The sequence below is a fragment of the Halobellus litoreus genome (assembly GCF_024464595.1).
Taxonomy (GTDB): domain Archaea; phylum Halobacteriota; class Halobacteria; order Halobacteriales; family Haloferacaceae; genus Haloquadratum; species Haloquadratum litoreum.
Window position 1 is genome coordinate 1,272,817 of the sequence record NZ_JANHAW010000002.1, and the last position, 25,834, is coordinate 1,298,650.

19 protein-coding genes and 1 pseudogene are annotated in these 25,834 nt (G+C 65.2%); 12 read left to right on the forward strand and 8 right to left on the reverse strand.

All coding sequences use genetic code 11. The features are described from left to right. Window positions 1-34: 34 nt before the first annotated feature. The gene (locus NO360_RS13900; RefSeq protein ID WP_256308397.1) at window positions 35-667 is read right to left on the reverse strand and encodes an endonuclease dU; all 633 of its coding nucleotides are present in this window, start codon (window positions 665-667) and stop codon (window positions 35-37) included. A gap of 39 nt (window positions 668-706) precedes the next feature. Then, entirely contained in the window at window positions 707-886 is a 180-nt protein-coding gene (locus NO360_RS13905; protein ID WP_256308398.1) for a DUF5786 family protein, read from the reverse strand. A gap of 432 nt (window positions 887-1,318) precedes the next feature. Between NO360_RS13905 and NO360_RS13910 the strand changes: the two genes are divergently transcribed. Beyond that, a complete protein-coding gene (locus tag NO360_RS13910; RefSeq protein WP_256308399.1) occupies window positions 1,319-1,951 on the forward strand; it encodes an MBL fold metallo-hydrolase in 633 nt (210 codons plus the stop codon). An 8-nt stretch (window positions 1,952-1,959) separates the two neighbouring features. Here NO360_RS13910 and NO360_RS13915 read toward each other — a convergent pair whose 3' ends face one another. Together NO360_RS13915 and trxA are read right to left on the reverse strand one after the other, a co-directional pair. Next, window positions 1,960-2,109 (reverse strand): 50S ribosomal protein L40e, encoded by a 150-nt coding sequence (locus tag NO360_RS13915; protein ID WP_103993122.1) that lies wholly within the window; start codon window positions 2,107-2,109, stop codon window positions 1,960-1,962. Window positions 2,110-2,265: 156 nt separating this feature from the next. Then, entirely contained in the window at window positions 2,266-2,559 is a 294-nt protein-coding gene (gene trxA / locus NO360_RS13920) for a thioredoxin (RefSeq protein WP_345780202.1), read from the reverse strand. A gap of 157 nt (window positions 2,560-2,716) precedes the next feature. Here trxA and NO360_RS13925 point away from each other — a divergent pair, with 157 nt between their 5' ends. The 4 genes from NO360_RS13925 to NO360_RS13940 all read left to right on the forward strand — a co-directional run bounded on the left by NO360_RS13925 (window position 2,717) and on the right by NO360_RS13940 (window position 5,848). Then, window positions 2,717-2,881 (forward strand): preprotein translocase subunit Sec61beta, encoded by a 165-nt coding sequence (locus tag NO360_RS13925; protein WP_256308400.1) that lies wholly within the window; start codon window positions 2,717-2,719, stop codon window positions 2,879-2,881. A 104-nt stretch (window positions 2,882-2,985) separates the two neighbouring features. Further along, on the forward strand, window positions 2,986-3,582 hold the full coding sequence (gene pdxT, locus NO360_RS13930) for a pyridoxal 5'-phosphate synthase glutaminase subunit PdxT (protein ID WP_256308401.1): 597 nt from the start codon (window positions 2,986-2,988) through the stop codon (window positions 3,580-3,582). Between the two features lie 77 nt (window positions 3,583-3,659). Beyond that, a complete protein-coding gene (locus tag NO360_RS13935) occupies window positions 3,660-4,835 on the forward strand; it encodes a M20 family metallopeptidase (RefSeq protein WP_256308402.1) in 1,176 nt (391 codons plus the stop codon). A gap of 224 nt (window positions 4,836-5,059) precedes the next feature. After that, the gene (locus NO360_RS13940; RefSeq protein WP_256308403.1) at window positions 5,060-5,848 is read left to right on the forward strand and encodes a DUF4231 domain-containing protein; all 789 of its coding nucleotides are present in this window, start codon (window positions 5,060-5,062) and stop codon (window positions 5,846-5,848) included. A gap of 2 nt (window positions 5,849-5,850) precedes the next feature. Here NO360_RS13940 and NO360_RS13945 read toward each other — a convergent pair whose 3' ends face one another. From NO360_RS13945 to NO360_RS13960, 4 genes are all read right to left on the reverse strand, one after another. Then, on the reverse strand, window positions 5,851-6,669 hold the full coding sequence (locus NO360_RS13945; protein WP_256308542.1) for an SAM-dependent methyltransferase: 819 nt from the start codon (window positions 6,667-6,669) through the stop codon (window positions 5,851-5,853). Between the two features lie 66 nt (window positions 6,670-6,735). Further along, window positions 6,736-6,915 (reverse strand): hypothetical protein, encoded by a 180-nt coding sequence (locus NO360_RS13950; RefSeq protein ID WP_256308405.1) that lies wholly within the window; start codon window positions 6,913-6,915, stop codon window positions 6,736-6,738. A gap of 259 nt (window positions 6,916-7,174) precedes the next feature. Continuing rightward, complete coding sequence (locus tag NO360_RS13955; RefSeq protein ID WP_256308406.1) at window positions 7,175-8,956, reverse strand: DUF7282 domain-containing protein; 1,782 nt, start codon at window positions 8,954-8,956, stop codon at window positions 7,175-7,177. Window positions 8,957-9,083: 127 nt separating this feature from the next. Beyond that, on the reverse strand, window positions 9,084-9,701 hold the full coding sequence (locus NO360_RS13960; RefSeq protein ID WP_256308407.1) for a TetR/AcrR family transcriptional regulator: 618 nt from the start codon (window positions 9,699-9,701) through the stop codon (window positions 9,084-9,086). A 305-nt stretch (window positions 9,702-10,006) separates the two neighbouring features. Here NO360_RS13960 and NO360_RS13965 point away from each other — a divergent pair, with 305 nt between their 5' ends. The 7 genes and pseudogenes from NO360_RS13965 to NO360_RS13990 all read left to right on the forward strand — a co-directional run bounded on the left by NO360_RS13965 (window position 10,007) and on the right by NO360_RS13990 (window position 25,828). Continuing rightward, the gene (locus NO360_RS13965; protein WP_256308408.1) at window positions 10,007-11,602 is read left to right on the forward strand and encodes a COG1361 S-layer family protein; all 1,596 of its coding nucleotides are present in this window, start codon (window positions 10,007-10,009) and stop codon (window positions 11,600-11,602) included. A 3-nt stretch (window positions 11,603-11,605) separates the two neighbouring features. Further along, window positions 11,606-14,158 carry an efflux RND transporter permease subunit gene (locus NO360_RS13970; protein WP_256308409.1) on the forward strand — a complete coding sequence of 851 codons (2,553 nt, stop codon included), beginning with the start codon at window positions 11,606-11,608 and terminating at the stop codon, window positions 14,156-14,158. 479 nt (window positions 14,159-14,637) lie between these two features. Continuing rightward, on the forward strand, window positions 14,638-17,469 hold the full coding sequence (locus NO360_RS13975; RefSeq protein WP_256308410.1) for a BGTF surface domain-containing protein: 2,832 nt from the start codon (window positions 14,638-14,640) through the stop codon (window positions 17,467-17,469). A gap of 1,155 nt (window positions 17,470-18,624) precedes the next feature. Beyond that, window positions 18,625-18,723 (forward strand): annotated as a pseudogene (locus NO360_RS19105) (surface glycoprotein); the annotation flags it as partial. Between the two features lie 414 nt (window positions 18,724-19,137). Further along, the gene (locus tag NO360_RS13980; protein ID WP_256308411.1) at window positions 19,138-21,465 is read left to right on the forward strand and encodes a BGTF surface domain-containing protein; all 2,328 of its coding nucleotides are present in this window, start codon (window positions 19,138-19,140) and stop codon (window positions 21,463-21,465) included. A gap of 499 nt (window positions 21,466-21,964) precedes the next feature. Then, a complete protein-coding gene (locus tag NO360_RS13985) occupies window positions 21,965-25,462 on the forward strand; it encodes a BGTF surface domain-containing protein (protein WP_256308412.1) in 3,498 nt (1,165 codons plus the stop codon). A 183-nt stretch (window positions 25,463-25,645) separates the two neighbouring features. Then, a complete protein-coding gene (locus NO360_RS13990) occupies window positions 25,646-25,828 on the forward strand; it encodes an HVO_0416 family zinc finger protein (protein WP_256308413.1) in 183 nt (60 codons plus the stop codon). The last annotated feature ends 6 nt before the right edge of the window (window positions 25,829-25,834 follow it).

Sequence of the window (25,834 nt, forward strand, 5' to 3'; positions counted from 1 at the left end):
CGCCAGTCATACCGGAGAACCGGCCGGCGACGACTTACTCGTGACGGTCCGGTTCGGTGCGCCGCGCCGCGCGCCACTGCCGCGCGGCGCGTGCGGCGAGCCGCGCGACGCGTACCGGCTCCGGCCGGCCGCCGGTCGGCGTGTACGCGCGGACGATCCGGGCGACCTCGTCGTCCGGGTGGTCGTCGGCGTCGACCGCCGAGGGTCCGGAATCGCCGTGTTCGAGGCCGACGCTCCGCACGAACAGCGTCTCGTCGTTCACGCGGAGCCGTCGCCGCGGCGGAAGCCGCTCGTAGGCGGCGAGGCGAGCGTCGAGCGCGTCGCCCGCGAACTGTTCGCGGAGCGCCGACTCCAGTCCCGGACTCTCCTCGTAGGACACCGAGAGTACCGGTCGCTCGGCGACGTCGGCGATCCGATCCAGATCGAGGACGTTGAACCACGCGGGCGCGACGCCCGAGACCAGTAGGTAGCGGACGTCCTCGCGGTCCAGTCGCTCGACGAGCGTGCAGACGGCGTCGGTGGCGTCGAGCCCGCCGACAGTCGCCGTCGCGTACGCGAAGCCGTCTGCGACGCGGTCGGCGCGGAGGACGGCGCCACAGAGGATACAGCGGTCGCTGGTCTCGTCCGTCGACTCCGCGATGCCGAGCGCCCGCGTGCCGGATTTCACCCGCGGTTCAGTCCTCCGAGCGCCGCGGTCGGCCTGGCGTCACTCCCCCTCTTTGATGTCCTTGAGCCGGTCCAGGAGTTCGTCGTTCGATGCCCCAATCTCGAACTCGACGTCGCCCCCGTGGTCGGCCTGGGAGGTCGCGACCCCGTCGTCGTCGTCGAGATCGGTGTCGAAGTCCTGATTCTCTTGTTCGGACTCGTCGTAGCTCCCAAATCCCATACAGAGAAATATAGGAAGTAGTCCGATAAAAAACACACGCAGGATTCGACGGGAGCGAGCGGAGAGCAGAGTCAGTCAAAGCACCGCTCTCAGTGATGCCGGTGCCGGTCAGAGAACCGCCCTCGACGACTCGCCTCGCCGAGGGCGAATCGGTCTGCGACCTCGTGCGAGTCGTGGGCGAACAGTCGGCACACCGCTCGCGACGACGCGGTCGGTGGCGTCACCGCTATCGATTCCCGCGTCGACGTGCCGAGCAACCGCGGCGCGACGCGAGACCGCTGTCAGATCACACCGGGCCTGGTCGCTCGATCGTATATGAATCTACGTCGGCACCGGAGATAGCGCACATCGGAGTTCGAGACGAGTTGTGGGGCGGCACGGTGCGTCGCACGCCGGCCGAGCCTTTTTCGTCGGCGCACCGGAACGGTGCGTATGGAGATCCACACGGTCACCGAGGGAGCGACTGACTTCACCTGCAACGCCTATCTGCTCGCCGGCGATGATCCCGTCCTCGTCGACGCCAGCACGATGCCTGGCGTCGACGACGTCATCGCGTCGCACGTCGACGACCTCGACGCGGTCTATCTCACCCACCAGCACCGCGATCACGTCGGCGAACTCGACGCCGTGCTCGACCGCTTCGACGCCGATCTGTACGCGTACGGCGACCATTCGCGGCGGACGGGAACGCTGGAAGACGGTGAGACGGTCGACCTGTGCGGGGAGTCCTACGAGGTGGTGTACACGCCCGGCCACGCCGACGATCACGTCTCGCTCGTCGGTGAGGAGCGGGTCTTCAGCGGCGACGTCGTCGTCTACAACGACGGCGCGTTCGACGACGGAAGCTTCGGGCGGACCGATATGCCGGGGCAGTCCCGCGAGCGGCTCATCGAGAGCCTCCAGACGCTGCTCGATCGGCTCCCGGAGACGGTCTCGGCGCTGTACGCCGGTCACGGCGACGTCTATCGCGCGGCTCCCGACGGCGGCGACGACTCCGTTCGCGAGGTGATAGCGCGGGCGCTCGAACGGGCCGAGCGAAGAGAACCGAAGTATCCCGAGGAGTAGCGATCGATCTAGGCCGCGCGGCGTTCCTTCGACTTGGGTCGAAGGTTCTTGTACCCGCACTTGCGGCAGGCGTCGGCGCGCTGGGGGTTGCGGGCGTTACAGCGCATACAGATCTGCTTCTCCAGCATCCGTTTCACCGCAGCTTCGTTCTTAGCCATACAGGCGGGTTCCGGACGCGGAAGTATAACGCTTGCGAGACGGGCGACTCCGGGAGCTGCTCTCGGGGAGGGACCGAACAACAGCGGCGTCGGGTCGACTCGGCGTCGGACGCCCGTGAACGCCGAGCCGAATCGGGGGAAGCGTTCCGTGACGGTTCAGGCTCCGGCCGGCTGGACGGCCCCTTTCAGCGCGGCCTCGATGTCCTCGCGCTGGGTGAAGCCGACGAAGCGATCGACGATCTCGCCCTCCCGTTCGATCACGATCGTCGGGAGCGAGCGCACCTGATACTGGTTCGCCACGTCCTGTTCCTCGTCGACGTCGATCTTCTGGAACTCGACGTCGCCGTAGTCGGCTTCGAGTTCCTCCAAGATCGGGTCCTGCTTCTTGCACGGGCCGCACCAGTCGGCGTAGAAATCGAGTACTCGGACGGTCATCGTGTGCGTCGCCACGTTGCGCGGGGCATCGCATAAGCGTTTCCACCGTCTCGAATCGACCCGGAGCCGTCCCGATCGAAGGCGGGAGAAGGCTTCCAGGCGGCAGATCGCACAGCGGGCGGGGTTCCGCCCGATCCGAAACGTTTAGGCGAGACAGCACCGAGAAGGAGGTATGAGCAGTGGTCAGAACAGCGGCGGCCTGATGTCGAGCGCGGGGCTCGTCCGCTACTTCGACGCCGAGGACCGAAACGCGATCCGCATCGATCCGAAGACCATCTTCGCGTTCGGACTCCTCTTCGGCGTCGGCGTCCTCGTGCTGAACGCCGTCGCGATCTGAGCGTTCGGAGCGCCCCCGCAACGGCGTCGGCCTCGCAGGTCGCGGCCGTCGACAGCGAACCGGACAACGGACGCTTTTTGTCGATTCGACCCTGAGTCGCTGGTATGTTACGAGCGGGCGTCGTCGCCGTCCAGGGCGACGTCACAGAGCACGCCGCGGCCATCCGTCGCGCGGGCGCGGCGCACGGCGAAGACGTCGAAGTCGTCGAGATCAGGCAGTCGGGGCGCGTGCCCGACTGCGACGTCCTGCTGCTCCCGGGCGGGGAGTCGACCGCCATCTCCCGGCTCCTGGCCCGCGAGGGCATCGACAGGGAGATTCGCGAGCACGTCGCCGCCGGGAAGCCGGTGCTGGCGACCTGTGCGGGGCTCATCGTCGCCTCTCGGGACGCCAACGACGAGCGGGTCGAGACGCTCGACCTGCTCGACGTGACCGTCGACCGCAACGCCTTCGGGCGGCAGGTCGACAGCTTCGAGGCGCCGCTCGACGTCGCCGGCTTCGACGAGCCGTTTCCGGCCGTCTTCATCCGCGCGCCCGCCATCGACGAGGTCGGCGACGGCGTCGAAGTCCTCGCGGAGTGGGACGGCCGGCCGGTCGCCGTCCGCGATGGCCCGGTCGTCGGCACCGCGTTCCACCCGGAGCTGACAGACGACAGCCGGATCCACGACCTCGCGTTCTTCGAAGACGTCGCCGTCGAGGCGTAGTCGGCGTCGAAGCGTGGTCGTCGGGCGCGCGGTCCGTTCCCCCGAGGCTTTTCTACGACTGCGACGCACCTCCGAGTGTGAGCGCGAACCGGAGCGAAGTGAGAGCACTGACGCGCCGCCTCGTCTCGATTCCGAGCCACGGGGACGAGACGGCCGCCGGCGACGCCGTCGAGTCGTGGCTCTGCGCGGAGACCGACGCCGACGTGACCCGCGACCGACACGGGAACGTCGTCGCGCGTCGTGGTGAGGGGCCGTCGCTGGCGCTCGTCGGCCATCACGACGTGGTCGACCCCGACGAGTCCCAGGTCGTCGATCCCGGCGGAAACGGGGCCGCGAACGAGGACGGACCCGAGGGGAAGGGCGTCCCCGACGGCGACGACGAGGACGACTCCGGCGGCGTCGCCCCCGAGTACCTCGTCGAGGAGCGCGACGGACGGCTCTACGGCCGGGGGACGGCCGATATGAAGGGATCGCTGGCGGCCGCGATGCTCGCCTTCCGCGACGCCGACCCCGCGGGCGAACTCGTCTTCGCGTCGTTCGTCGGCGAGGAACAGGGCGGCGTGGGCGCCCGCGCGGCCATCGACGACGGGTTCGCGCCGGACTACGCCGTCGTCGGCGAGGGGTCGACGAACTACGCGGGCGACGACCAGACGGACGTCGTCGTCGCCCACCACGGGCGGCGCGGATCGACGCTCACCGCGCACGGGACCGCGGCCCACGCGAGCGAACCCGAGGCGGGAGAGAACGCGGTGTATCGCGCCTGCGACGCGGTCGACGTCGTCCGGGACCTCGACGCCCCCGCGGCGACGGTGCTCGGGGAGCGAGTGGCGGGGAGCCTCGTCGTCACCGAGATCGACGGCGGAACGGCCTGGAACGTCGTCCCCGAGCGCTGCACCGTGACGGTCGACGAGCGCACGGTGCCCGGCGAGCGCGCGCCCCTCGAACGCGTCGAGGACGTCGACGGCGTGACGTGGACGGTCGACCAGGACCTCCCGCCGATGGCGTGCGACGACGAGCGGTTCGCCGACGCCGCGCTCGACGCGGCAGACGCGTCGCAACCGGCGACGCCCGAACTCGTGACGAAGCCGCACGCGACCGACGCGGGCTGGCTCGCCGCGGCGGGAACGACCTGCGTCGTCTGCGGGGCCGCCGAGCCGGGAGAGGCCCACACCGCGGACGAGAGCGTCTCGATCGACGTGTTGGAGCGCTGTTACGAGATCTATCGGACGCTCGCGACGACGTTCCGCCCGTAGGGGATCGGGCGTGCGTTTTTTACCGTGGACGAACGAGGTAGCGCAACGAGTGATCCGACGAGCGCGGAGGCGGAGACGGTGACGGCGGCACCTGCGGGGCCTGACCCATCTCGCGCCCGCGATCGCGTTGCAGAATCGGTTCCGGCCGTGAACGGACGGACTTCGATTCCGGTCGTGGACGGACGGGCGCGGACGACCCCGCGAGTCGCCGGGAGGGAACACGCGTGAACGACGGCGAGATCTCGGAGGCCGCGTCCGAGCTCGTCTCCGAGAGCCGCCGCGTGTTCAGTTATCAGCAGAGCGCACTCGGCGAGACGCGGACAGTCATCGACCACCAGATCGACATCGCGGAGGACGCCGACAACGAGTCGCTCCGCATCATGCGTCTCAACTTCATCGTCATCGGCGCGTTCGTTCCGATCTTCGTCTCGACGCCGGAGTTGCTGGCCCCGGCGCTGCCGTGGGCCGTCATCGCGCTGTTGTTCTCGACGATGTCCGTGTTCGCCTCCGCGTACATCTACCGCGGACTGACGCTGTACGGCGGCTTCGGGGACTCACCGGACCTGACGGTCGACGCGCTGATCGAGGAGTTCGGCACCACCGAAGACGGCGGCCCCGACGTCTCGCAGGCGGCGTTCCAGAACCGATTGCTCGAGGACCACCAGGCCGGAATCCTGCACAACAACGTCGAGATCAAGCACCGGAGCGAGATCCACCAGCAAACGACGCTGCTCCTGTTGTTCGCCATCGTGCTCCTGGTCCTCGGCATCCTGCAGAGCATCACGAGTCTCCCGGCGGCGTACCGGTACCTCATCTACCTCGGCTCCGTCCCGCCGGTCGTCTTCGGGGTGCACCGCTCCGTCCGGGCGGCCAGTTTCATCTGCCGGCTCGAACGGCGGGGGGAGGACGAGGAACGGCTCGACTTCGACTACTCGTTCGCCCGCGAGTACCCGTACATCTCGATGATGTGCTCCTGTCTGTTGTCCGTCTACGATCCGATGGACGAGGAGTGACCTTACTCGTCGCGATCGGTCGTGATCTCGTCGAGCCGGTCCCGCGAGTGGAGTGATTCGAGATACCCTTCGTTCACGGGCCCGTCCGAACGGGCGGGGGGAACGTAGAGGGTGTGGCTCGGATGGACCGCGTCGGCCATCGATTCGAACGCCGACAGCTCGAAGGACTCGATCGCTCCCGACTCGAAGGGGAGCGTCGCCGCACGGACCAGCGACACCTCGTGGTCCGACGGATAGAACCGCTCCAGATAGCGCCGCAGCCGGGTGAACCGCTCGGGGGCGTTCGGCCGCGCGGTGTAGAGGCGGGAGCCGACGGTGCCGACCTGGAAGAGGAACGCCGGAACCGACGGGTTCAGCGACAGTTCCCGGAGCAACAGATCGTTCACCTCGAACATCTGCAGTCCGGTCTCGAACGGGTTCAGCCCCAGATCGACGTACATCGCGTCCAGCGACGAGATCCCGGGACGCACGTCGACGTCGACGCCGGCTCCCTCCGCTCGCTGGACGATGTCGTTCGTCGGCGTCACGCCGACGGTCGGATGTCCGTACGTGGCCAGCGCGACCGGCGAGTCGGCGTCGACCGCGGCGTCGACCACCCGGTCGACGATGCGGTCGTAGGCCGCCGACCGCGGCTGACCCTCCTCGTACTCCGAACCCAGCCGTACCACGGTTCCGAACCGGTCCGAGAGCGCTTCGGCCACGATGTCGTGTGGGTGAAGCAGGTAGATCCGGTCCGAGCGGTCGAGCGCGACGGTGACCTCGTCGGTTAGTTGATTGCAACCGACCATTCCGAGTCCGACGACGTAGAGGCGAGTGGTGATAGTGACCCTCCGGGGTAAAAACGGGACGTCGCGTAGAAAGCCGCTGCGGTCGACCGCCGACCGCCGTCAGTTGTTAATGAGCCACGATCGCGGGTCGAAGTCCCCGTCCGGTTCCTCCGGGAGCCCGTCGACGTCGGAGAGTCCGTACTCCCGCAGGACGGCGTCGGGGTCGGCTCGGAACCGTTCGCGCACTTCCGCGTCCGAAACGATCGCTTTTCTGAGCGAGTGGATGTCGTCACCGGGCATACGAGACGCACGACGTATGATGATCATAAAAGTGTTTGGCCCAGACGGGTGCGAGATATTCGCCCGACAGCACGAGTGAAGACGACCTAACGCGACGACGCCGACGGGCGAACGCGGCGATGCCAACGGGCGAACGCGACGACGCCGACGCCAGTGTGGCTCACCCGACTGGCCTCCGCCGCTGCGCCGGCGCGGACGGTCCCGAGCGTTCGAGGGCTGCCGCCCGTCAGCGGGATCGAGCGTGAGGGGCGGTTCGCGTTCACCGCCGACGGGCGAGCAGGGCTCCCGCCCCGAGCACGGCGACGACGGCGATCGCGGGCGACAGCGGGAGGCTCGACTGGGACGCGCCGCTCGGCGGCAGTGCGGTCCGGGTGACGACCGGGTACGGCGTCGCCGTCGGGGTCGGGGTCTCGGTCGCCGTCGGACTGCTCGTCTCCGTCGGTGCCTCCGCGAAGTCGACGACTGCGGTGTCGTTGACGACGGTGTCGTTCTGTCGGTACAGATAGGCCTCGGCGTCGGGGGCGTAGGACTGCTCTTCGCCGGCTTTGCGGAGCTCGACGCGGACCCGTTGGGTTTCGAAAAGCGGCGTGGCTAATTCCGCGGAGACATCGGTGTACCGCCCCGGTTCGAGGTAGTCGCTGCGTCCGATAGGCTCGCCCTCCGCGTTCTCGAGGTGGACGAACCCGCCCGCCGGAATCTCGACGCGCTCGACGGTGACCGTCGTCCCGTTCGCCGTCTGGTTCGCGAGTTCCACTTGCGGGTCCGGTGCGACGAGCCGGATCTGTTGGGACGTCTGGTCGGAGTGGTTGTAGACCCACAGCGTCGCGTTCGTGCCGAGGGGGACGGAAGTCAGGTCGATCGACGATTCGAAGGTCCCGTTCGAATCGACCGTCGCGTCGCCCAATTCGAGGAACGAGTTCTCTTCGAACCCGCGAAGGCGAACTTCGAGCGGGGTGTTGGGTGCCCGGTTCGTCCGCCCCTCCACGGCGAGCGTGTCGGCGTCCCACGGGTGGTGGACGGAGTCGTTGACCGGCGACAGCGACACTGATGCCTCTCGGAGGTCGAACTCGGTCGTCGCGAGCGTCGTCTCCTCGTCGACGAAGCCGCTCTCGGCCGTCAGGATGATCTTCGCGTGGTATCGGTTGCGGTCCGGCCGGGAGGCGAGTTCGACGCCGGTCGTGTCCCAGAGGACGTAGATTTCGTCCTCGGCGAAGTTCGGTAAGACGGTCACTCTGGGACTCTCGGTCGCGACGTACTCCAGGGCGTAGTCGTTCGCGTGCGGCGCTTCCTGTTCGACGCTGATCTCGAGTCCGTTCGCCGCGGCGCTTCCCGTGAGGTTGTCCGGGTTCAGCGCGGTCTCGAGCCCGCTCTCCTCGAACCGGGCGACGGCGTAATCGCGGCGCGTCACGTTCGGCCCCGCGGTCAGTACGTCGCGCAGCGGGCCGACGTCGGCGTCCCCGTCGTCGCCGTCGCCGAGGTATTCAGTGGGCTCGAACGAGCTGGGCGCGCGGTAGGCCTCACCGCTCATCTCCTCGCGCGGTTGGACGTCGAGTATCGTCACGTCCCGCTCGACGCCGTCGATGTCCACGCTGAGCGGATACCGAGCCGGTTTCATCGGTTCGTCGAGCGGCTTGGAGTGGAGCGTCGCCGAGCCGCCGTCGACGAACGCACCCGCGTTCGACGCCGTTGTTCTGCGGGTGTCGAGCACGACTTCGCTCGTGCCGCTGCCACCGAGTTCGACGGTCACGTTGAAGCCGTAGTCATCGCCGCCGATCGTCAGCGTCGCCGCGTCCGAATGCGAGACCGCGATCGTGACTTCGTCGCCCCGGGTGACGGTGAGGTCGTCTTCGCTGATGGACGCGGACGCGTCCTGGACGTCCGGGAACGGCCGACCGTCCCCGAGCGCAGCGACCGTGTCGGTAGCGTCCGCACCCGTCGCTTCGCCGGCTGGCTCGACGCGGTCTCCCGCGACCGACGTCGCGCCGCCGGTAAGAGACGAGAGAACGACGATGAGGGCGAGGAGATACCGTGTGCGGGACATTAGTGGGCGTTTGGGTGTCGGGGAGTACCGACCACCGCGTATAAAATACTGCGTCGAAAGAATCAGGCCTGATACTCACGGGGCGGCGAGGAGGATCGATAGCGCAGCGAGGCGGAATTCCACGGCGCTAGCCGGGGGCAGGCTCCGACGCAGCGTCGGGGAACAGTCTGTGTTCGAGATACGCCGTGATCTCCGCCGTCGCCCGTGACGTCTTCTCCTCGTCGTCGTTCGTCGACCGGCGGAGAACGATACCGTTGAAGAACATCACGAGCGCCGCGGCGACCGCGTCGGGATCGACGTCCCGGAATTCGCCGGACTCGACGCCCGCCGCGATCACGTCCGACAGATAGTTCTCGAAGATTCGATCACTGCGGTTGAAGTGTCGGCGATACCGCTCGTCGTGGATCGCACGCGCCCGCAGTTCGAGCAGCGTTTCGAGGTGCCGCTGTTCCTCCGAGGAGCTACGCATCTGCTCGACAAACGTTTCGAGGTGCTCTCTCGGTTCCGTGATGTCGTTCGCCGTGAACTGCGCCTCGAAGCTATCCAGCAGAAATTCCAGCGTCTCGAGCACGAGTTCGTCCTTGTTCTCGTAGTGGTAGTACAGCAGGCTCGTGCTCTTGTCGAACTGGTCACCGATCCGCTGGATCGTGAGGTCCGAGTAGCCGTACTCGTGGAGCGCCTGGTACGTGGCTGCGAGGATCTCCTCGCGTGACCCCTCCGGATCGTCGAAGATATCGTCGTTCACGGTTGCGGGGGGCCCGTTCGGGTGGCTGTGTTCGCGGGAGACCAACTGACGACGCGAGTCCGGTCACGGACCCCCGCAGACCGCTGGGACTGGACGGAATTCACTGTTATCGCTCACTTAGCGTGGAGCCTCTTAACCGGTTTGACTGAACGACCAATCAAAAAGAGTATAACCGCTGGGTAGAAGTACCCAACAATGAGCCCGAAGTCCCCGCGTCGTGTCCGTCCCGCTCCGGGGCGGACCCTCCAGCGTCGGTCGATGACGAGCGAGCAGACTGCGTTTGCCGTCGACACTCGGTGGCTCCAATGAAGTACGGCCGACGGGCCCTGATCGGCGGGATCGTGCTGTTGCTGATCGTGGGGTCGACCGGCGCACCGATGATCGTCGGCGCGCAAGAGAGCAGCGGCGTGACGAGCGGAGAACCCGATCTCGAGGTGTATCTCCCGGACAACGAACTGTTCCCCGGGACCGAGACGACCGTCGCCTTCCAGATCGCGAACGAGGGTGAGGTAGACTACGGATCGGCGGTCGAACAGGTCACGACGGCCCGCGGCGTGAGCCTCGAAATCGAGGACAGCGGCCCCTTCGAGGTGAAGACGGGCGAGACGCCGATCGGCCCGATCCAGGACGGCCGGGTCGGTGAGGCCACACAGCGAATCGTCGTTCCGGAGGACGTCGAGCCGGGCTCGTACGACATCGACGTGCGGGTTCGATACGACTACACGAACCGCGTGACGTCGAGCGGCACCCAGCGGCTCTCCGCCAGCGACAGACAGACGATCACGATCGAGGTCCCCGAAGAGCCCGAGTTCGACGTCTCGAACGTCGAGACGGACGTCGGACCGGGAGCGAGCGGTGACGCGACGCTCGAAATCGAGAACATCGGAACGGAGACGGCCTACGGCACGGAGGCGACGATCACCGGCAGCGGCGGCGTCGTCATCGACGGGGATGCCGCCGAGGAAGTGCTCGGCGACCTCGAACCGGGCGAGTCGGTGAACGTGACGGTGAAGGCCGCGATCGACGAAGCGATCGGCGACGACGGCGCGAAGCCGCTGGACGTGGCGTTCACCTACGACGACGAGAACGGCATCGAACAGGACGGCGAGTCGGTGACCGCGAGCCTCGCGCCCGCGGCCGAACAGACGTTCGCCGTCTCCGGCGTGCAGAGTTCGCTCAGAGTCGGCGAGACCAACACGCTCTCGGGAACGATCACGAACACCGGACCGAACGTCGCCGACAACGCCGTCGTGACCTTCGAGGATCCGGGGCCGACCGTCACGCCCATCGAGACCGAGGTCGCCGTCGGCTCTCTGGACCCCGGCGAGTCCGCCGAGTTCGAGTTCGACGTGGAGATAACGACCAGTTCCACCGCGGGCCCGCGTCAGTTCGAACTCGGCGTCACGTACTGGGACCAGGAGAACACGGCGCAGCAATCCGACGCGCTCCCCACCCGCGCCGACGTCGGGCCGCAGTCGCCGGAGTTCGACGTCGAACCCGTCAACGGCACGTTCGGCGCGGGCTCCGGCGGGGAGTTCAGAGTCACTATCACGAACACGCGCGAGTACGCCGTCTCGGACGTGTCCGCGAAGATCTACACCGACTCGCCGCTGTCGACCTCCGACGACGAGGCGTTCGTCGACAGCCTCGAACCCGGCGAGTCCAAAGAGGTCGTCTTCCAGCTCAGCGCCGGCAGCGACGCGACCGCGAAGGTGTATCCGGTGAAGATGGACTTCCAGTACGACGACGAAGACGGTGACACGATCATCTCCGACACGTATCAGGTCCCCGTCGACGTCACGGCGTCAACCGACGGGGGCGGGCTTCCGGTCCTCCCGATCGCCGTCGGACTGGTGGTCCTCGCCGCCGGCGGCTTCCTCTACTACCGTCGCCAGGGCTGACCGATGGACCTCGACTACCAGCGCTTCGTCGACTGGGCGGACGACAAGATCGTCAACCATCCGAAACGGGTGATGGTGACGTTCCTGCTCGTGACGCTGCTGTTCTCGGCCGGGCTGGGAAACGTCTCCACCGAGGCGGGCACCCAGCAGTTCGCCGAGGACATCCCGGCCGCGGACGCGCTCGAACGCATCGAAAACGAGTTCGAACCGCCGTTCAGTCCCGACCCCGGGAGCACCCAACTCGTCCAGCGCGATCGGAACGTCCTCTCGAAGCAATCGATGCTCGCGATGCTGCGGGCCCAACAGGCGCTCGAAGAGCGCGACGATATGTACGTCTCCAGCACCTCCTCGGCGGCGGGTGTGGTGGCGCAGACCATCGACCCGGAGGCGACCACGCTCGAACGGCAGATCACGGCCCTCGAACGCGCGACGGGGGCGGACGTCAGAGAGGCCGTTCGGGAGAACGCCGACAACCCCGGGTTCACCGGAACGGTGAGCAACGACTTCAACGCGAGAGCCGCGTCGGCGTCGGCGACGATCGGCGTCGTCCAGCACGACCTGCCCGGCGGGGCCGGCGGCGGCACGGCGGGGCAGTCCGGCGACAGCCCGCTGACGCCGATCCAGAACGACGCCCAGCGGATCATCGACGCGGAACTCGACACCGACATCACCGTCTTCGGCAGCGGGATCATCGCCGACGAGTTCGGCACCGTCATCACGGACTCGCTGCTCATCGTGACGCCCGCGGCCGTCCTCCTGATCGTGGGCTTCCTCGTCGTCGCCTACCGGGACTTGCTCGACCTCCTGCTCGGCGTCACCGCGCTGGCGATGGCCGTAATCTGGACCTTCGGGTTCCTCGGACTGGCGGGCATCCCGTTCAACCAGATCATGATCTCGGTGCCGCCGCTGCTCTTGGCGGTCGGGATCGACTTCGGCATTCACGCGATCAACCGCTACCGCGAGGACCGCGCGACCGGCCTCGACATCGAGTCGGCGATGCAGCGGGCGACCGACCAGCTGCTCGTCGCCTTCTTCATCGTCACCGGAACGACCGTCATCGGCTTCCTCTCGAATCTCGCCTCCGACCTGCCGCCGATCCGGGACTTCGGCATCGTCGCGGGCGTCGGCATCATCTTCACGTTCTTCATCTTCGGCATCTTCCTCCCGGCGGCGAAGGTCTGGCTGGACCGAAATCGGGACGGCTGGCCGATCCCGACGTTCAGCCAGCGCCCGCTCGGCGAGGAGGGGTCGGCACTCGGCGAGGTGCTCTCGGTCGGGGTCACGCTCGCGCGGACGATTCCGGTCGTCGTCCTGGTCGTGATGCTGCTTTTCAGCGCGGGCGCGGCGGGCTACGCCACCGGCGTCGACACCTCCTTCTCCCAGGAGGACTTCCTCCCGCCCGAAGAGGTCTCGCCGCTTCTGAAGGCGCTTCCCGAGCCGTTCGCGCCGAGCGACTACGGCGTCGTCGGGACGCTGAACTTCCTCGAAGACAAGTTCACGAGCACGCAGGGGGGGTCAGTCACCATATATCTCGAGGGCCGGATGGAGAACGACGCGGCCCTCGAACGGATCCACCGCGCGGGCGAGGACCCGCCCTCGGAGTTCGTCACCGACGGCAACCGCCGCGCGGAGTCGACGAGCATCGTGACGATCATCCAGGATCGCGCCGAGCGGGATCCGGAGTTCGAGGCGCTCGTCGAGCGCAACGACCGCAACGACAACGGCGTGCCCGACGACAACCTCGATACGATCTACAGCGAACTGGCGTCCTCGCCGGCGGGCGACCGCGCCTCGCAGTACCTGGCCGACGACCGCCGCAGCGCGCGCATCGTCTACACGGTGTCGGCGGACGTCTCCGATCAGGAGGCCGTGGCCGCGGCCAATGAGGTCTCGGAACGCTTCCGCGAGGACACGACGCCGACCGGAAACACGGTCGTCTTCCAGCAGGTCTCCGATCTCATCTTCGAGTCCGCGATCACGAGCCTGTCGCTCGCGCTCAGTCTGACGGTGGTGTTCCTGGTAATCGTCTACTGGGTCCTGGAGGGACTGCCCTCGCTCGGGATCGCGAACTTGGTGCCCATCGTCGTCGCCGTCGCGTCGGTCGCCGGGACGATGCGCCTGCTCGGGATCTCCTTCAACGCCTTCACCGCCACGATCCTCTCGCTGACCATCGGGCTGGGCATCGACTACTCGGTCCACGTCGTCCACCGCTTCGTCGACGAGCGTCGCGAGCGGGCGCTGATCCCCGCGCTCCGGCGGACGGTCATCGGCACCGGCGGGGCGCTTCTCGGCAGCATGGCGACGACGGCGTTCGGGATCGGCGTGCTCGTCCTCGCGGTCCTCTCGGTGCTCGGGCAGTTCGGCGTGCTGACGGCGATCTCGATCGTCTACTCCTTCCTCGCGTCGCTTCTCGTCCTCCCGTCGGCGCTCGTCGTCTGGGACCGCCTCGTCAACGGCGATCCCGACGTGCCGATGGGGTATCCCGACGAGGACGGGAGCGGGGCGGAGATGGCGGCCGACGGCGGGGTCGTCGTCGAGTCGCCGTCGGAGCCCTAGTAGTCGCCTACCCCTCGCGGTCCGAAGACTATTTTCCGACAGTGTTGCTGTCGCGCACGAGCGCCGCGTGGACGGAGCGCGACGCCGTGCCGGACGGTCGACGGTCCAGCCGTCGGCGACCCGCGGGCGACGCTCGGGAGTCGCAGGGACGTCTGCGGGAAGTGGAATTTTGATAAGAAGCCAGATATTTTCGACGAATATGGACTCACAGACGGATATCTGGATACCATATTTTAGACTTTCAAGCCAGTTAGGGACTGCTTAACGGTCTCGGGAGCCCGTTAGGCGTTTATTTAAGACAGAAGACATTTACCGGGGTCTCGCCATCGTCTATCCGCCCCTACCCCAAGCCAGCTTCAGTACGGAGTATCCAGTCGCCCCGGTTCCGCCGGCGCGGATGCGGTCCGCGCGGGTGCCGGGCGGTGGCTGTCGAAACTGCTGAATCTGCACGCGGTTGCGAATACAAACAAGAGCAAACTATGACAAACGGAAACTATCGACTCAAGGCACGCGCTGTGTTCCTCGCAGCGTTGATGGTCTTCAGCGTCTTCGCTGGGACTGTCGCGTTCGCGGGCACGGCCGCCGCTAATGCTAGTGACATTAGCGAAGTGAGTGCCGAAGACGTTCCAGTTGAACAGGACGAAGTAACACAAAAGATTGAACTCGATATCACGGTAACTGACGGCAACGACGATACGGTCAATATCGATACTGCTGATGTTCCCGCTGGTGTCTCCGTTGACAATATCGACGTAATATCGACCAACACCAGTGCTGTCTCCGTCAGCAGTATTAGCAGTAGTTCCTTCGACGTTGCTGACGAGAGTCCAAGTGGAGAAGACGGGACGGCAACGGTACTCGTCTACTTCGAACACAACACCGAAGGCCTCTCACCCCAGACAGGTGCCAACATCGACTTCAACGCCAGCAGCGGTGATGGCTCGGCGGAAGTCGCGTTCGACCTCGTCGCCGGTAACGACGCCCAGCTGAATTCAGGCTCGACGTACTGGCAGGGTCAGGAGACTGCCGTTTACGTTGATGGTAGTTTTTCCTCTGGTGGAGTAACCATTGAAGGAGACGACCAGCTCCAGATCCGGGAGTACGACACGAGCGGCGACGACCCCCAGATCGGGACGCTGCAGGACGAATTCAGTCTCGAAGGTGGCTATGCTGACGTCAGCACTGACGACCTTGACGGCGAATACGTCGTCACGCCGGCATCTGATAGCTCGGTCGCGCTCGTCATCGATGACGGCGAGATCACTTCCGTCGTCGAGGAGAGTAACCTCGCTGCTAACACGGTCGCGTGGGAAGTTACTACGCAAGACCTGAGCATCGACTTCGACGAGGAGTCGGTGACCAACAGTGGCGAGGACAGCGCCAACGAACTCGAAATCGAGACGAACCGCGGCAGCTCCGACATCGAAGTGAGCGCCGACGGTGACCTCGAACAGCAGGAACTCCTCGACATCTTCTCGGACTCGGCCTTCAACGCACAGCCGCTTCCGGACTACGACGACGATTCCGAGGACACGATCGTCCTCGGGAGCATCGGTGACGTGACGGAAGACACCGACTTCGAAGACATCGACGAGGGCGAGTACGAGTTCACCTTCGAGGTCTCGGACTCGACCGCCGAGGATTCGGGCACGGTCGAAGTCACTGAATCCGACGTCGACGCCGGCTTCAGTCAGGGGACCTTCTCCCAGACCGCCGGCGACGTGGTCAATATGACCATTCAGCTGGAAGACACCGACAGCGCGTGGGTCCAGCTCGGTGACGAGGACTCCGGCTTCGTCGACATCCTCTACATCGAGGACGACGACGACGACGACGAAGTGACCTTCTGGGTCAACACGCGTACGGTCGGGACGAGTGCGGCCTTCGACCAGACCTACTACAGTGAGGACGACATCGTCGAGAGCCAGATTCACGGTGGCATCGACGAGCCCGACAGCGGTCCCACCTTCGAGGACGAGGACGGGAACGACATCGGTACCTTCAGCGACTACCTCACTGAACTCGATCTGATCGACAGCGACGAGGACCCGACCGATCAGCTCATCCGTCCGCTCCAGCCGACCACCTACGACGTCTCGGTTGGCGGAGACGAGGTCTTCATCGTCAACGACGACGACGAGTCCGAACTCAACGACGAGATCGGACTCGCCACGCTCGACCTGACCGAACCTGGCGTCGACAACCTCCAGACGTGGACCGCCCCGTCCGACAACGCCGACGCTGACGAGGAGCTCCAGGAGGTCCTCGATATCGTGACCCAGCAGACCGAGATCGCTGAGGACGACCGCCTCGTCATCCAGGCCGAGGCCAGCGGTATCTACGGCCACATGGTCGCGATCGACGAGAACGGCTTCGACGCGTTCGAAGACGGCTTCAGCGCGAGCACGCTCTACGAACTCGACGAGCGGGACGGCGAAGGTGTCGACTTCACCGTCGAGGCCGACGATGCGACTGGTAACCAAGAGGCCACCTCGCTGGACCTCGAGAACGTCGACAACCAGGACATCTTCATCCTCGTCGACAACCAGGCGGGCCAGATGTTCATTATCGTGGACACGAGTTCGGACGACGCCTTCTCTGGCGGTGACATCGATACGCCTGAGGAATTCACGGCCGACCTCACGTACGAGACCGACTCGAGCGACCGGTTCGAGTTCGACGGATCGGGCCCACTCGGTGGTGCGGACGGCGACACCGATGAAGCCGCCTACCCGTACTTCGACACGGGCGACGACCAGTCTCAGAGCGCTGAGTTCACGATCGCGGAGGGCAGCGCCACGTTCGACAACCAACAGGACGGCGTCGTCCAGATCGCCAACACCGGCGAGGCGACTGTCAGCGGTGAGACGAACATCGCGCCCGGTTCGGACGCCAGCGTCCGCGTCCGCTCCGACCAAGGCGTCTCGCCCTCGTTCGTGAAGACCGTCAGCACCGAAATCGGTGACGACGGCGTGTTCGAGGCGACGTTCGACTTCTCCGAACAGAGCGTTGGCGACACCGGTACGGTGTCGCTGCGCGTCGGTGGCAGTGCCTACGGCCAGACTGATGCGGAAATCGTCGAGGACGTCGGCACGGCGACGCCTGAGCCGGACACGGCAACGCCCGAACCGGACACGGCAACGCCCGAACCGGACACGGCGACACCTGAGCCGGACACCGCGACGCCCGAACCCGAGCCGGACACCGACACCCCCACCGAGACGGACACCGGAACGCCCGGCTTCGGTGTGGTTGTCGCCCTGACCGCGCTCATCGCCGCGGCCCTACTCGCGATTCGCCGCGAAAGCTAACGCTTTCGCGAGCCCTCGCCTTCGGCGAGGACGCCGTGAGAACTAAGGCGCTAAACCACCGGATCTAATCCGGCCCCTTCGACACTTCCTTTTTTTCGATGCGACGCCCGGTAGTACGACAGCTTCTCGCGTAGTCCTGCCGCGGAGGAGATGTCAGGCTCGTACGCACGCAACGTCTCTGCCCTCGTAGCGTCTGCACGCGAGTGTCGACCGTCACCCGGATGAAGACGTATAATCAACGCGCCCGCGGCATCAAGCGGATCGCTCCGGGCAGCGAGGAGTGCGTTGGCGTGATGCGGCCGCGGGACCTCTCACACCCAGAGCTTTCGCCGGTGAGGTCGCCTTCGGCGGCGAGCAGCTTCGCCTGTACGGCACTGTACGAGCGTGAAAATCTTGACTCAATCGCCAGCACCGTCGACGATCGGGCGCTCGCGCTCACGAATCAACGAAATGGGATCGGAGATGATCACGACGTACTCCCTATTGGTCTCGATGCGGGTCGAAGATGCTGAAGGAACGACCACGTCGGTGTCGATGTCGTCGAGACCGCCAGCTTGTGGGGCGGTTTTCGTGTGATATTCCGAGAGTGCGCACGAGGATTCCGGCGGGGTGACCATCGGGTCGGCTTTCGGGCGTCGTTCAGCGGGTACGATAGCTAGCGGACGAAGACACCAACAGGAACGGTGTCACAGGTGAGTAGCGGAGTGTCACAGGCACGACGACGGTGAGTGACACGCACGGGCGGGGCCGCGATCACTGGGGCCGACGGAGCGGCGTCAGTCGCGATCTCGCGAATCGATTCCCGGCCTTTTTCGACCTCGCAGAGCGCCGACGACTACTCCAGCCGAGTGTCACCCGGTGGGACGTAGACGCCCGAACGAGCCGTTATTTCGGTCTTAACGCCGCTGTAAGGAGTTTCTACTCGCCCACCGTTCGTCAGACGAAATACGGCTCAAACCCTCGAATACGCCCGTGTGAGTCGTTATCATCGTCATAATAATCCCACAAAACATATATAACGAGGAGCGTTTGATCCGGATGCCCCTACCCAAAGCGACAGCAGGCGAGTATCCACGTCCGGTCGTCCCGATGCGGTGCGATCGACGGGCCGACGCCGGAACGGAGAAAGATGCTGTGGCAATCACGAGATAAAATATGACAGACGAAAACTATACACACAAGGCACGCGCGCTGCTTCTCGCAGCGCTGATGGTCTTCAGCGTCTTCGCTGGGACCGTCGCGTTCGCGGGTACGGCCGCTGCTGATGTCAGTGGCATCTCGGTATCGAATGCCGAAGATGTCCCGGTTCAGCAAGATGAGGTAACGCAAGAAATAGAGCTCGAAGTGACGACTGATGGTACAGATACGATCAGTCTCAGTAGCTCTGACACAACTATTGAAGACCTCGACGTGAGGTCTGCCAATAGCAGTAATGTTTCCATTACTGATATTGGGAGTAGTTCCTTCGACGTAGATGGGAATGGTAATGCGGAAACCCTCTACGTCTCTATCCAGCACGACACGTCAGACGCTTCCCCTACTGAGGATGTAACTGTCACCTTCACGGATAAAAATAGTGATAGTACGCCCGCAACCTTCGATCTCATTGCTGGTGCTGATGCCCAGCTGAGCTCGGGCTCGACGTACTGGCAGGGCCAGGAGGGCGCTGTGTACAACAGCAGTACCACCGTTGACTACAACGACACCGGTAACCCACTGGGCCTCGCCGATATCAATTCGCTCCAGATTCGCGAATACGACACGTCAGGCGACACCCCTGAGATCGGCTCCCTCGAAGACGAATTCGGATTCGACGGAAACTACGCTGATATCAACACTGACGACCTCGACGGCGAATACGTCGTCACTCCGGCCGGGGATAGCTCCGTTGCCCTCGTCCTCGAGGGTGGAGACATCGTCGGTGCGGTCAACGAAGGCAACCTCACCGACTACACGACTGCGTGGGAAGTCACCTCGCAGGATCTGAGCGTCGACTTCGATGAAGATTCCGTCAACAACGGCGCGACCGATAGCGCCAACGAGGTTGACCTCAACACGAACCGTGGAAGCTCCGACGTCGAAGTGAGCGCCGACGGTCTCGAACAGGCTGACCTCCTCAGCATCTTCTCGGCGTCGGCTTTCAACGCACAGCCGCTTCCGAGCTACGACGACGACTCGGAATCCACGATCGTCCTCGACGGCGTCGGTGACGTGACGGAAGACGCCGACTTCGAAGGCATCGACGAGGGCGAGTACGAATTCGAATTCGAGGTCTCGGACACGACCGCCTCGGACTCGGGAACCGTTGAAGTCACTGAGTCGGACGTCGACGCCTCCTTCAGTCAGGGTACTTACTCCCAGGCTGCGGGTGACGTCGTCAACATGACCATCGAACTGGAAGACACCGACAACGCGTGGGTCCAGGTCGGTGACGAAGACTCCGGCTTCGTTGACGTCCTCTACGTTGAGGACGACGACGACGACGACGAGGTCTCCTTCGAGATCAACACCCGTACGCTGGGTACGTCTCTGGGACCGGAAGTCGTCTACAACAGCGAAGACGACATCGTGCAGAGCGAGATGCACGGTGAGATCGGCCCTGACAACGAGCCTAAATACGAGAACGCAGACGGTAACACCCTCTCGGAAGCAGATGGTGACCACGACTTCTCGGGCTATCTCGAAGCTCTCGACCTGATCGACACCGATCAGGATAAGACGAATCAGCTCATCCGTCCGCTCCAGCCGACCACGTACGAAGTCGCAGTGGGCGGCGACAACGTCTTCGTCGTCAACGATGACGACGAATCCGAGCTCAACGACGAGCTCGAACTCGCCACGCTCGACCTGACCGAACCCGGCGTCGACAACGTCCAGACGTGGACCGCCCCGTCTGACAGCGCCGACGCTGACGAGGAGCTTCAGGAAGTCCTCGATATCGTGTCCCAGCAGAGCGACATCGCTGAGGACGACCGCCTCGTCATCCAGGCTGAGGCCAGCGGTATCTACGGTCACATGGTCGCGATCGACGAGGCCGGCTTCGACGCACTCGAAGACGGCTTCGACGCGAACACGCTCTACGAACTCGACAACCGCACTGGTGAAGGTGTCGACCTCACCGTCGAAGCAGACGACTCCACGGGGAACCAGCAGGCTACCTCGCTGAACCTCGAGGACGTCGCCAACCAGGATGTCTTCATCCTCGCCGACAACGACGGTGGCCAGATGTTCATCATCGTCGACACGAGCTCGGACGCTGCCTTCTCCGGTAGCGTCGACACGCCGGCCGAATTCACGGCCGAGCTCACGTACGACACCGACTCGAGCGAACGCTTCGAGTTCGATGGTACTGGTGGTCCCCTCGGTAGCGCGGGCGGCGACAACGTCTACGATGGCGATGCCGCCTTCCCGTACTTCCAGGCAGACAGCGACCAGTCTCAGAGCGCTGAGTTCACGATCGCGGACGGCACCGCATCCTTCGACAACCAGAACGCAGATGAGGTCGTCCAGATCGCCAACACCGGCGAGGCGACCGTCAGCGGTACGACGAACATCGCGCCCGGTTCGGACGCCAGCATCCGCGTCCGCTCCGACAGCGATGTCTCGCCTTCCTTCGTGAAGACGGTCAACACCGAAATCACTGAGGACGGCACGTTCAGCGCGACGTTCGACCTCTCCGAACAGAGCGTCGACGACACCGCCACGGTGTCGCTCCGCGTCGGCGGCAGTGCCTACGGCCAGACTGACGCCGTCATCGTCGAGCAGGTCAGCGACGAGACGGCGACGCCTGAGCCGGACACGGCAACGCCCGAACCGGACACGGCAACGCCCGAACCGGACACGGCAACGCCCGAGCCTGACGACGACACGGCGACGCCCGAGCCGGACACCGACACCCCCACCGAGTCCAACACCGGAACGCCCGGCTTCGGTGTGGTTGTCGCCCTGACCGCGCTCATCGCCGCAGCCCTGCTCGCGGTTCGCCGCGACAACTAAGGCGCTAAACCACCGGATCTAATCCGGCCTTTCGACACTTCCCTTTCTTTCGGACGCTACACCGAATAGCGGTAGCACCGTGCACGCCGTCTGGGCGGAAACAGTCGTGAACGAGTTGCGTCTCCAACGTAACCCGGCGCTAATTCTCGACGTCTATTCATACATTTCTGGAGATCACAGTTGCGGACTCATCACGCACTCGATCGAGGCGACGGGGCCGCGGGGAACTCACGCCAATTCTCGGGACTTGCAGTCAGTTAAGGAACAGTAAACCGGGGGACAGCTTCCGAACGGGGACGAGGACGACCACCGTTCTCGCCTGGTGTCCCACCCCCGAACCACTGCCACCCCCGGAGACACAAGGTATTCGTAAGTATAGGATCAAAATCAGGTAGCCTCCCCCGGACCGATCGCCGTCGACGAGTCGATCCGGGAGGGAACCACCGGTACTGAAGCGGTCCCCGGACAAACACAGCGACCGTTACACCACGACACTACTATGCACGATAGCTCTCCACACAAGACACGAGCCGTATTCCTCGCGGCCCTGATGGTTTTCAGCGTCTTCGCCGGCACCGTCGCGTTCGCGGGATCGACGAGTGCCGCCGCCACGGGCCTGGATATCGGGAGTGGCAGCGGAGCTGACCACACCGTCGATCAGGGCGAGACGCTCGATAGTATCGCCGTCGATGACAGCGACAGCGGCAACTCCACGATGTACGTCTTCATCGACGAGGACGGCGACGGCGAATACGACGATAGCGATCCGAACGCGACCAACACCTCTGCGTACAATGGGGGCGCGTCAGGGATCGGTATCGGATCGCTCGAAACGAGCGGAATCGCACCCGGTACGTACACCGTCTACGCGTACGAGAACGAGTCGCTCAACCCCGGCGACAACACCTTCGACACGAACGTCGCGCTGACGGTCGACGCGGTCCCCGGCGCGGCGAATCTCGACCTCGGGAGCGGTGACGGCAACACGCACACGGTCGCTCCCGGGACGGATCTCCAGAACGTCCAAGTCGACGACGAGACCGACGGCAGTTCCGGGATGTACGTCTTCGTCGACGAGAACGGCAACGGAGACTACGACACCGGCGAGGCGAACGCGACCAATGCGTCCGCCTACAGCGGCAACGACGGCAACATCGATATCGGAACGCTCTCGACGGACGGGCTCGGCGAGGACACGTACACCGTCTACGCCACCGAGAACGAGTCGCTGAACGACGGCGACAGCGGCTTCGAGACCAGTACCCAGTTGACGATCGAGGAACCCTCCGGCGCGGCGAACCTGGATCTCGGGAGCGGTGACGACACCGACCACACTATCGACCGCGGGACGGACCTCGACAACGTCCAGCTCGACGACGCCACCGCCGGTACCTCCACGCTGCACGTCTTCGTCGACGAGAACGGCAACGGCGAGTACGACTCGGGCGAGATAGCTGCGACGAACGAGTCCGCGTACACGGCTAACCAGGACAACGTCGCAATAGGGACGCTCGCGACGGGCAATCTCGGCGTCGACACGTACGACGTCTACGCGGTCGAGGCCGCCTCGCTGAACGACGGTGACAGCACTTTCGACACCAGCGTCGAGTTGACCGTCCAGAGCACCGTTGATCCCAACACCTACGACGAGGAGATCGCGTCCGGTTCGACCTTCTGGGCCGGACAGGACCTCCTCGTCGCCGCCGGAAGCGAGCTGGATCCGAACACGGAGCTGCAACTCCGCAGTTGGGACTCCGGCGACAACCAGGTCGGCGGGCTCGAAGAGGAGTTCTCCCTCGAGGACGGCAGCGCCATCTTCGAGACCGACGGCCTCGAGGGCCAGTACGTGCTCGTGCTGGCGAGCAACAACAACGAGATCGTGCAGTTCGACGGCGCGAACGGCCAGGCGACCGGGACGACCACCGACGCCGAGAACGAGGGCGACGGCGCGGCGTTCGAGATCGCTGAACAGAACCTCGACGTCTCCTTCGACGACGACGAGGTCAGAGAACAGGGCACGACCACCGTCGAGTTCGACTCGAACCGCGGCTCCTACGCGGTCAACGTGAGCGCCGACGGCCTCGACGCCGAAGAAATCGCGACCATCTTCGGCGACGGCGAGGATCAGAACGGCGAACTTGCGATCGAGGCGGTCGACGACGACGAGGACCGTATTATGCTCGCCACACTGAACGACGGCGAGTACGACATCGGCTTCACCGGCATCGACACCGGCGAGTACGACTTCGAGTTCGAGGTGACGGACACGACCGCCTCCGATAGCGCCACCATCGAGGTTACCGAACTCGACGTCGACGGACAGTTCGGCGAGAGCTCCTACACCTACACTGCCGGCGACGTCGCCGAGATGACGGTCGAACTCGAAGACACCGACGACGCGTTCGTCCAGTTCGGCGACGAGGACGCCGGCTTCATCGACGTGCTCTACATCGAGGACGACGACGACGACGACGAGGTGACCTTCCAGGTCAACACCCGCGCGCTCGGCGCGAACGCAGAGTACGACGCGGTCTACCACAGCGAGGACGACATCGTCGAGAGCGAGCTCCACGGCGGCATCTCCACGCCCGACCGGGACCCCGTCTTCGTGGACGAGGACGGCAACGAGATCGCCGCGGGCGGCGCGAGCGACGGGTCCTTCGCGGCGTACCTCGACGAACTGGGGCTGATCAACGCCGACGGCGAGAGCCCCAACGAGCAGCTCGTCCGACCGCTGCAACCCACCCAATACGACATCTCCGTCGGCGGCAACAACAGGTTCGTCGTCAACGACGGCGAGTCCGAGCTCGACGACGAACTCGATCTCACCGTACTGGATCTGGCCGAGCCTAGCCTCGGCGAGGTCGAGACGTTCGCCGCGCGGGCCGACAACGCAGACGAGAACGAGGAACTCGACGAACTTCGGGACATCATCACCGAACGCGAGGATATCGCCCTCGAAGATCGGCTGGTCATCCGCGCGGAGGCCAGCGGGATCTACGGCCACATGGTCCTGATCGAGGAGTCCGAGGAGGGCGGCGGCTTCGACGCGCTTTCGGAGGGCTTCAGCGCGAGCACGCTCGCCACGCTCGACGAGCGCGACGGCGAGGGCGTGAACATCGAGGTCGAAGCCGACGACGCCGTCGCCAACCAGGAGGCCACGTCGCTGAACTTCGGAAGTGACGCGGTCAACGAGCAGGACATCTTCGTGCTCGCCGACAACGCGGAGGGTGAGCTGTACATCGTCGTCGACACGAGTTCGAGCGACGCGTTCACTAACGACGTCGACGAGGAGACCGACTTCACGGCCGAGTTCGAGTACGAGACCGACGAGGACGAACGCTACGAGTTCGAGGACGGGACGGGACCGCTCGGCGGTGCCGGCGGTGACCCGGACGCGGCGGCGTTCCCGTACTTCGGGGAGGGGGACACCCAGTCCGCTGATGCCGGGTTCACGCTCGCCGAGCGCGAGGTCACCTTCGCCAACCAGAACGACGACGGCGTCGTCGAGGTCGCCATCGGCGGCGTCACCGACGCGGGCCAGGGGACCATCTTCGGCGAGACCAACGTCGCGCCCGGGTCGGAGGCGAGCGTCCGAATCCGTTCGGACCGCGACGTGTCGCCGACGTTCGCCGGAACGGCCGACGTAGAGATCAACGAGGACGGGGAGTTCGAGGTGACGTTCGACTTCGACGAGGAGAACCTCGACGACCCCGGAACGGTGTCCCTGCGCGTCGGCGGCAGCACGGTCGGCTCGAACGAGATGGTCGTCGTCGACCAGCTCACGCCGACGCCGACAGAGACGACCACGACGGAGGAACCGACCGAGACGACTACCGAAACTCCGACCGAGACCACGACGACAGAAGCGTCGACGCCGACCACGGAGGTCAGCACACCGATCCCCACGGTGACGACCACGCCCGGGTTCGGCGTCGTGGCCGCGCTGATCGCGCTCGTCGCCGCGGCGCTGCTCGCGGTCCGTCGCGAACGCTGACGGCGAGGCCGCGCCTCCCGGTGGGACCGCCGCGAGGGATAGCGCTCTCACGAAACTCGACCATCCGAGAATCGTTCCGTGGGTAGTGCAAGTCGGAGCAGCCGCCGGATCGACGGATCCCAGCTGCGGAATCGAACGATTCGGCAGTAAGACTAAGTAGTGGTACGGTATACCATAGCGTGTATGGCCTCAGCACCGAGCTCCGACGACGCGCTGTTCGACCAGTTCCTCGACGACCGCGGTCACGACATCGAGACGGTAGACTGGGAGACGTCGTATAACAAGAAGCAGTGTCCGGAGTGTGGTGCACTCCACGACGACACCGCGACCGCCTGCGGGGTCTGCGGCTGGGACCCCCGAACTTGACCGGGG

What these genes read in the sequence shown, in the direction of transcription:
- NO360_RS13970 (WP_256308409.1), top strand. Translation starts at nt 11,606, where the DNA reads ATGGACCTCGACTACCAGCGCTTCGTCGACTGGGCGGACGACAAGATC.
- NO360_RS13905 (WP_256308398.1), bottom strand. Translation starts at nt 886, where the DNA reads ATGGGATTTGGGAGCTACGACGAGTCCGAACAAGAGAATCAGGACTTC.
- NO360_RS13985 (WP_256308412.1), top strand. Translation starts at nt 21,965, where the DNA reads ATGCACGATAGCTCTCCACACAAGACACGAGCCGTATTCCTCGCGGCC.
- NO360_RS13910 (WP_256308399.1), top strand. Translation starts at nt 1,319, where the DNA reads ATGGAGATCCACACGGTCACCGAGGGAGCGACTGACTTCACCTGCAAC.
- pdxT (WP_256308401.1), top strand. Translation starts at nt 2,986, where the DNA reads ATGTTACGAGCGGGCGTCGTCGCCGTCCAGGGCGACGTCACAGAGCAC.
- NO360_RS13990 (WP_256308413.1), top strand. Translation starts at nt 25,646, where the DNA reads ATGGCCTCAGCACCGAGCTCCGACGACGCGCTGTTCGACCAGTTCCTC.
- NO360_RS13915 (WP_103993122.1), bottom strand. Translation starts at nt 2,109, where the DNA reads ATGGCTAAGAACGAAGCTGCGGTGAAACGGATGCTGGAGAAGCAGATC.
- NO360_RS13925 (WP_256308400.1), top strand. Translation starts at nt 2,717, where the DNA reads ATGAGCAGTGGTCAGAACAGCGGCGGCCTGATGTCGAGCGCGGGGCTC.
- NO360_RS13965 (WP_256308408.1), top strand. Translation starts at nt 10,007, where the DNA reads ATGAAGTACGGCCGACGGGCCCTGATCGGCGGGATCGTGCTGTTGCTG.
- NO360_RS13950 (WP_256308405.1), bottom strand. Translation starts at nt 6,915, where the DNA reads ATGCCCGGTGACGACATCCACTCGCTCAGAAAAGCGATCGTTTCGGAC.
- NO360_RS13955 (WP_256308406.1), bottom strand. Translation starts at nt 8,956, where the DNA reads ATGTCCCGCACACGGTATCTCCTCGCCCTCATCGTCGTTCTCTCGTCT.
- NO360_RS13975 (WP_256308410.1), top strand. Translation starts at nt 14,638, where the DNA reads ATGACAAACGGAAACTATCGACTCAAGGCACGCGCTGTGTTCCTCGCA.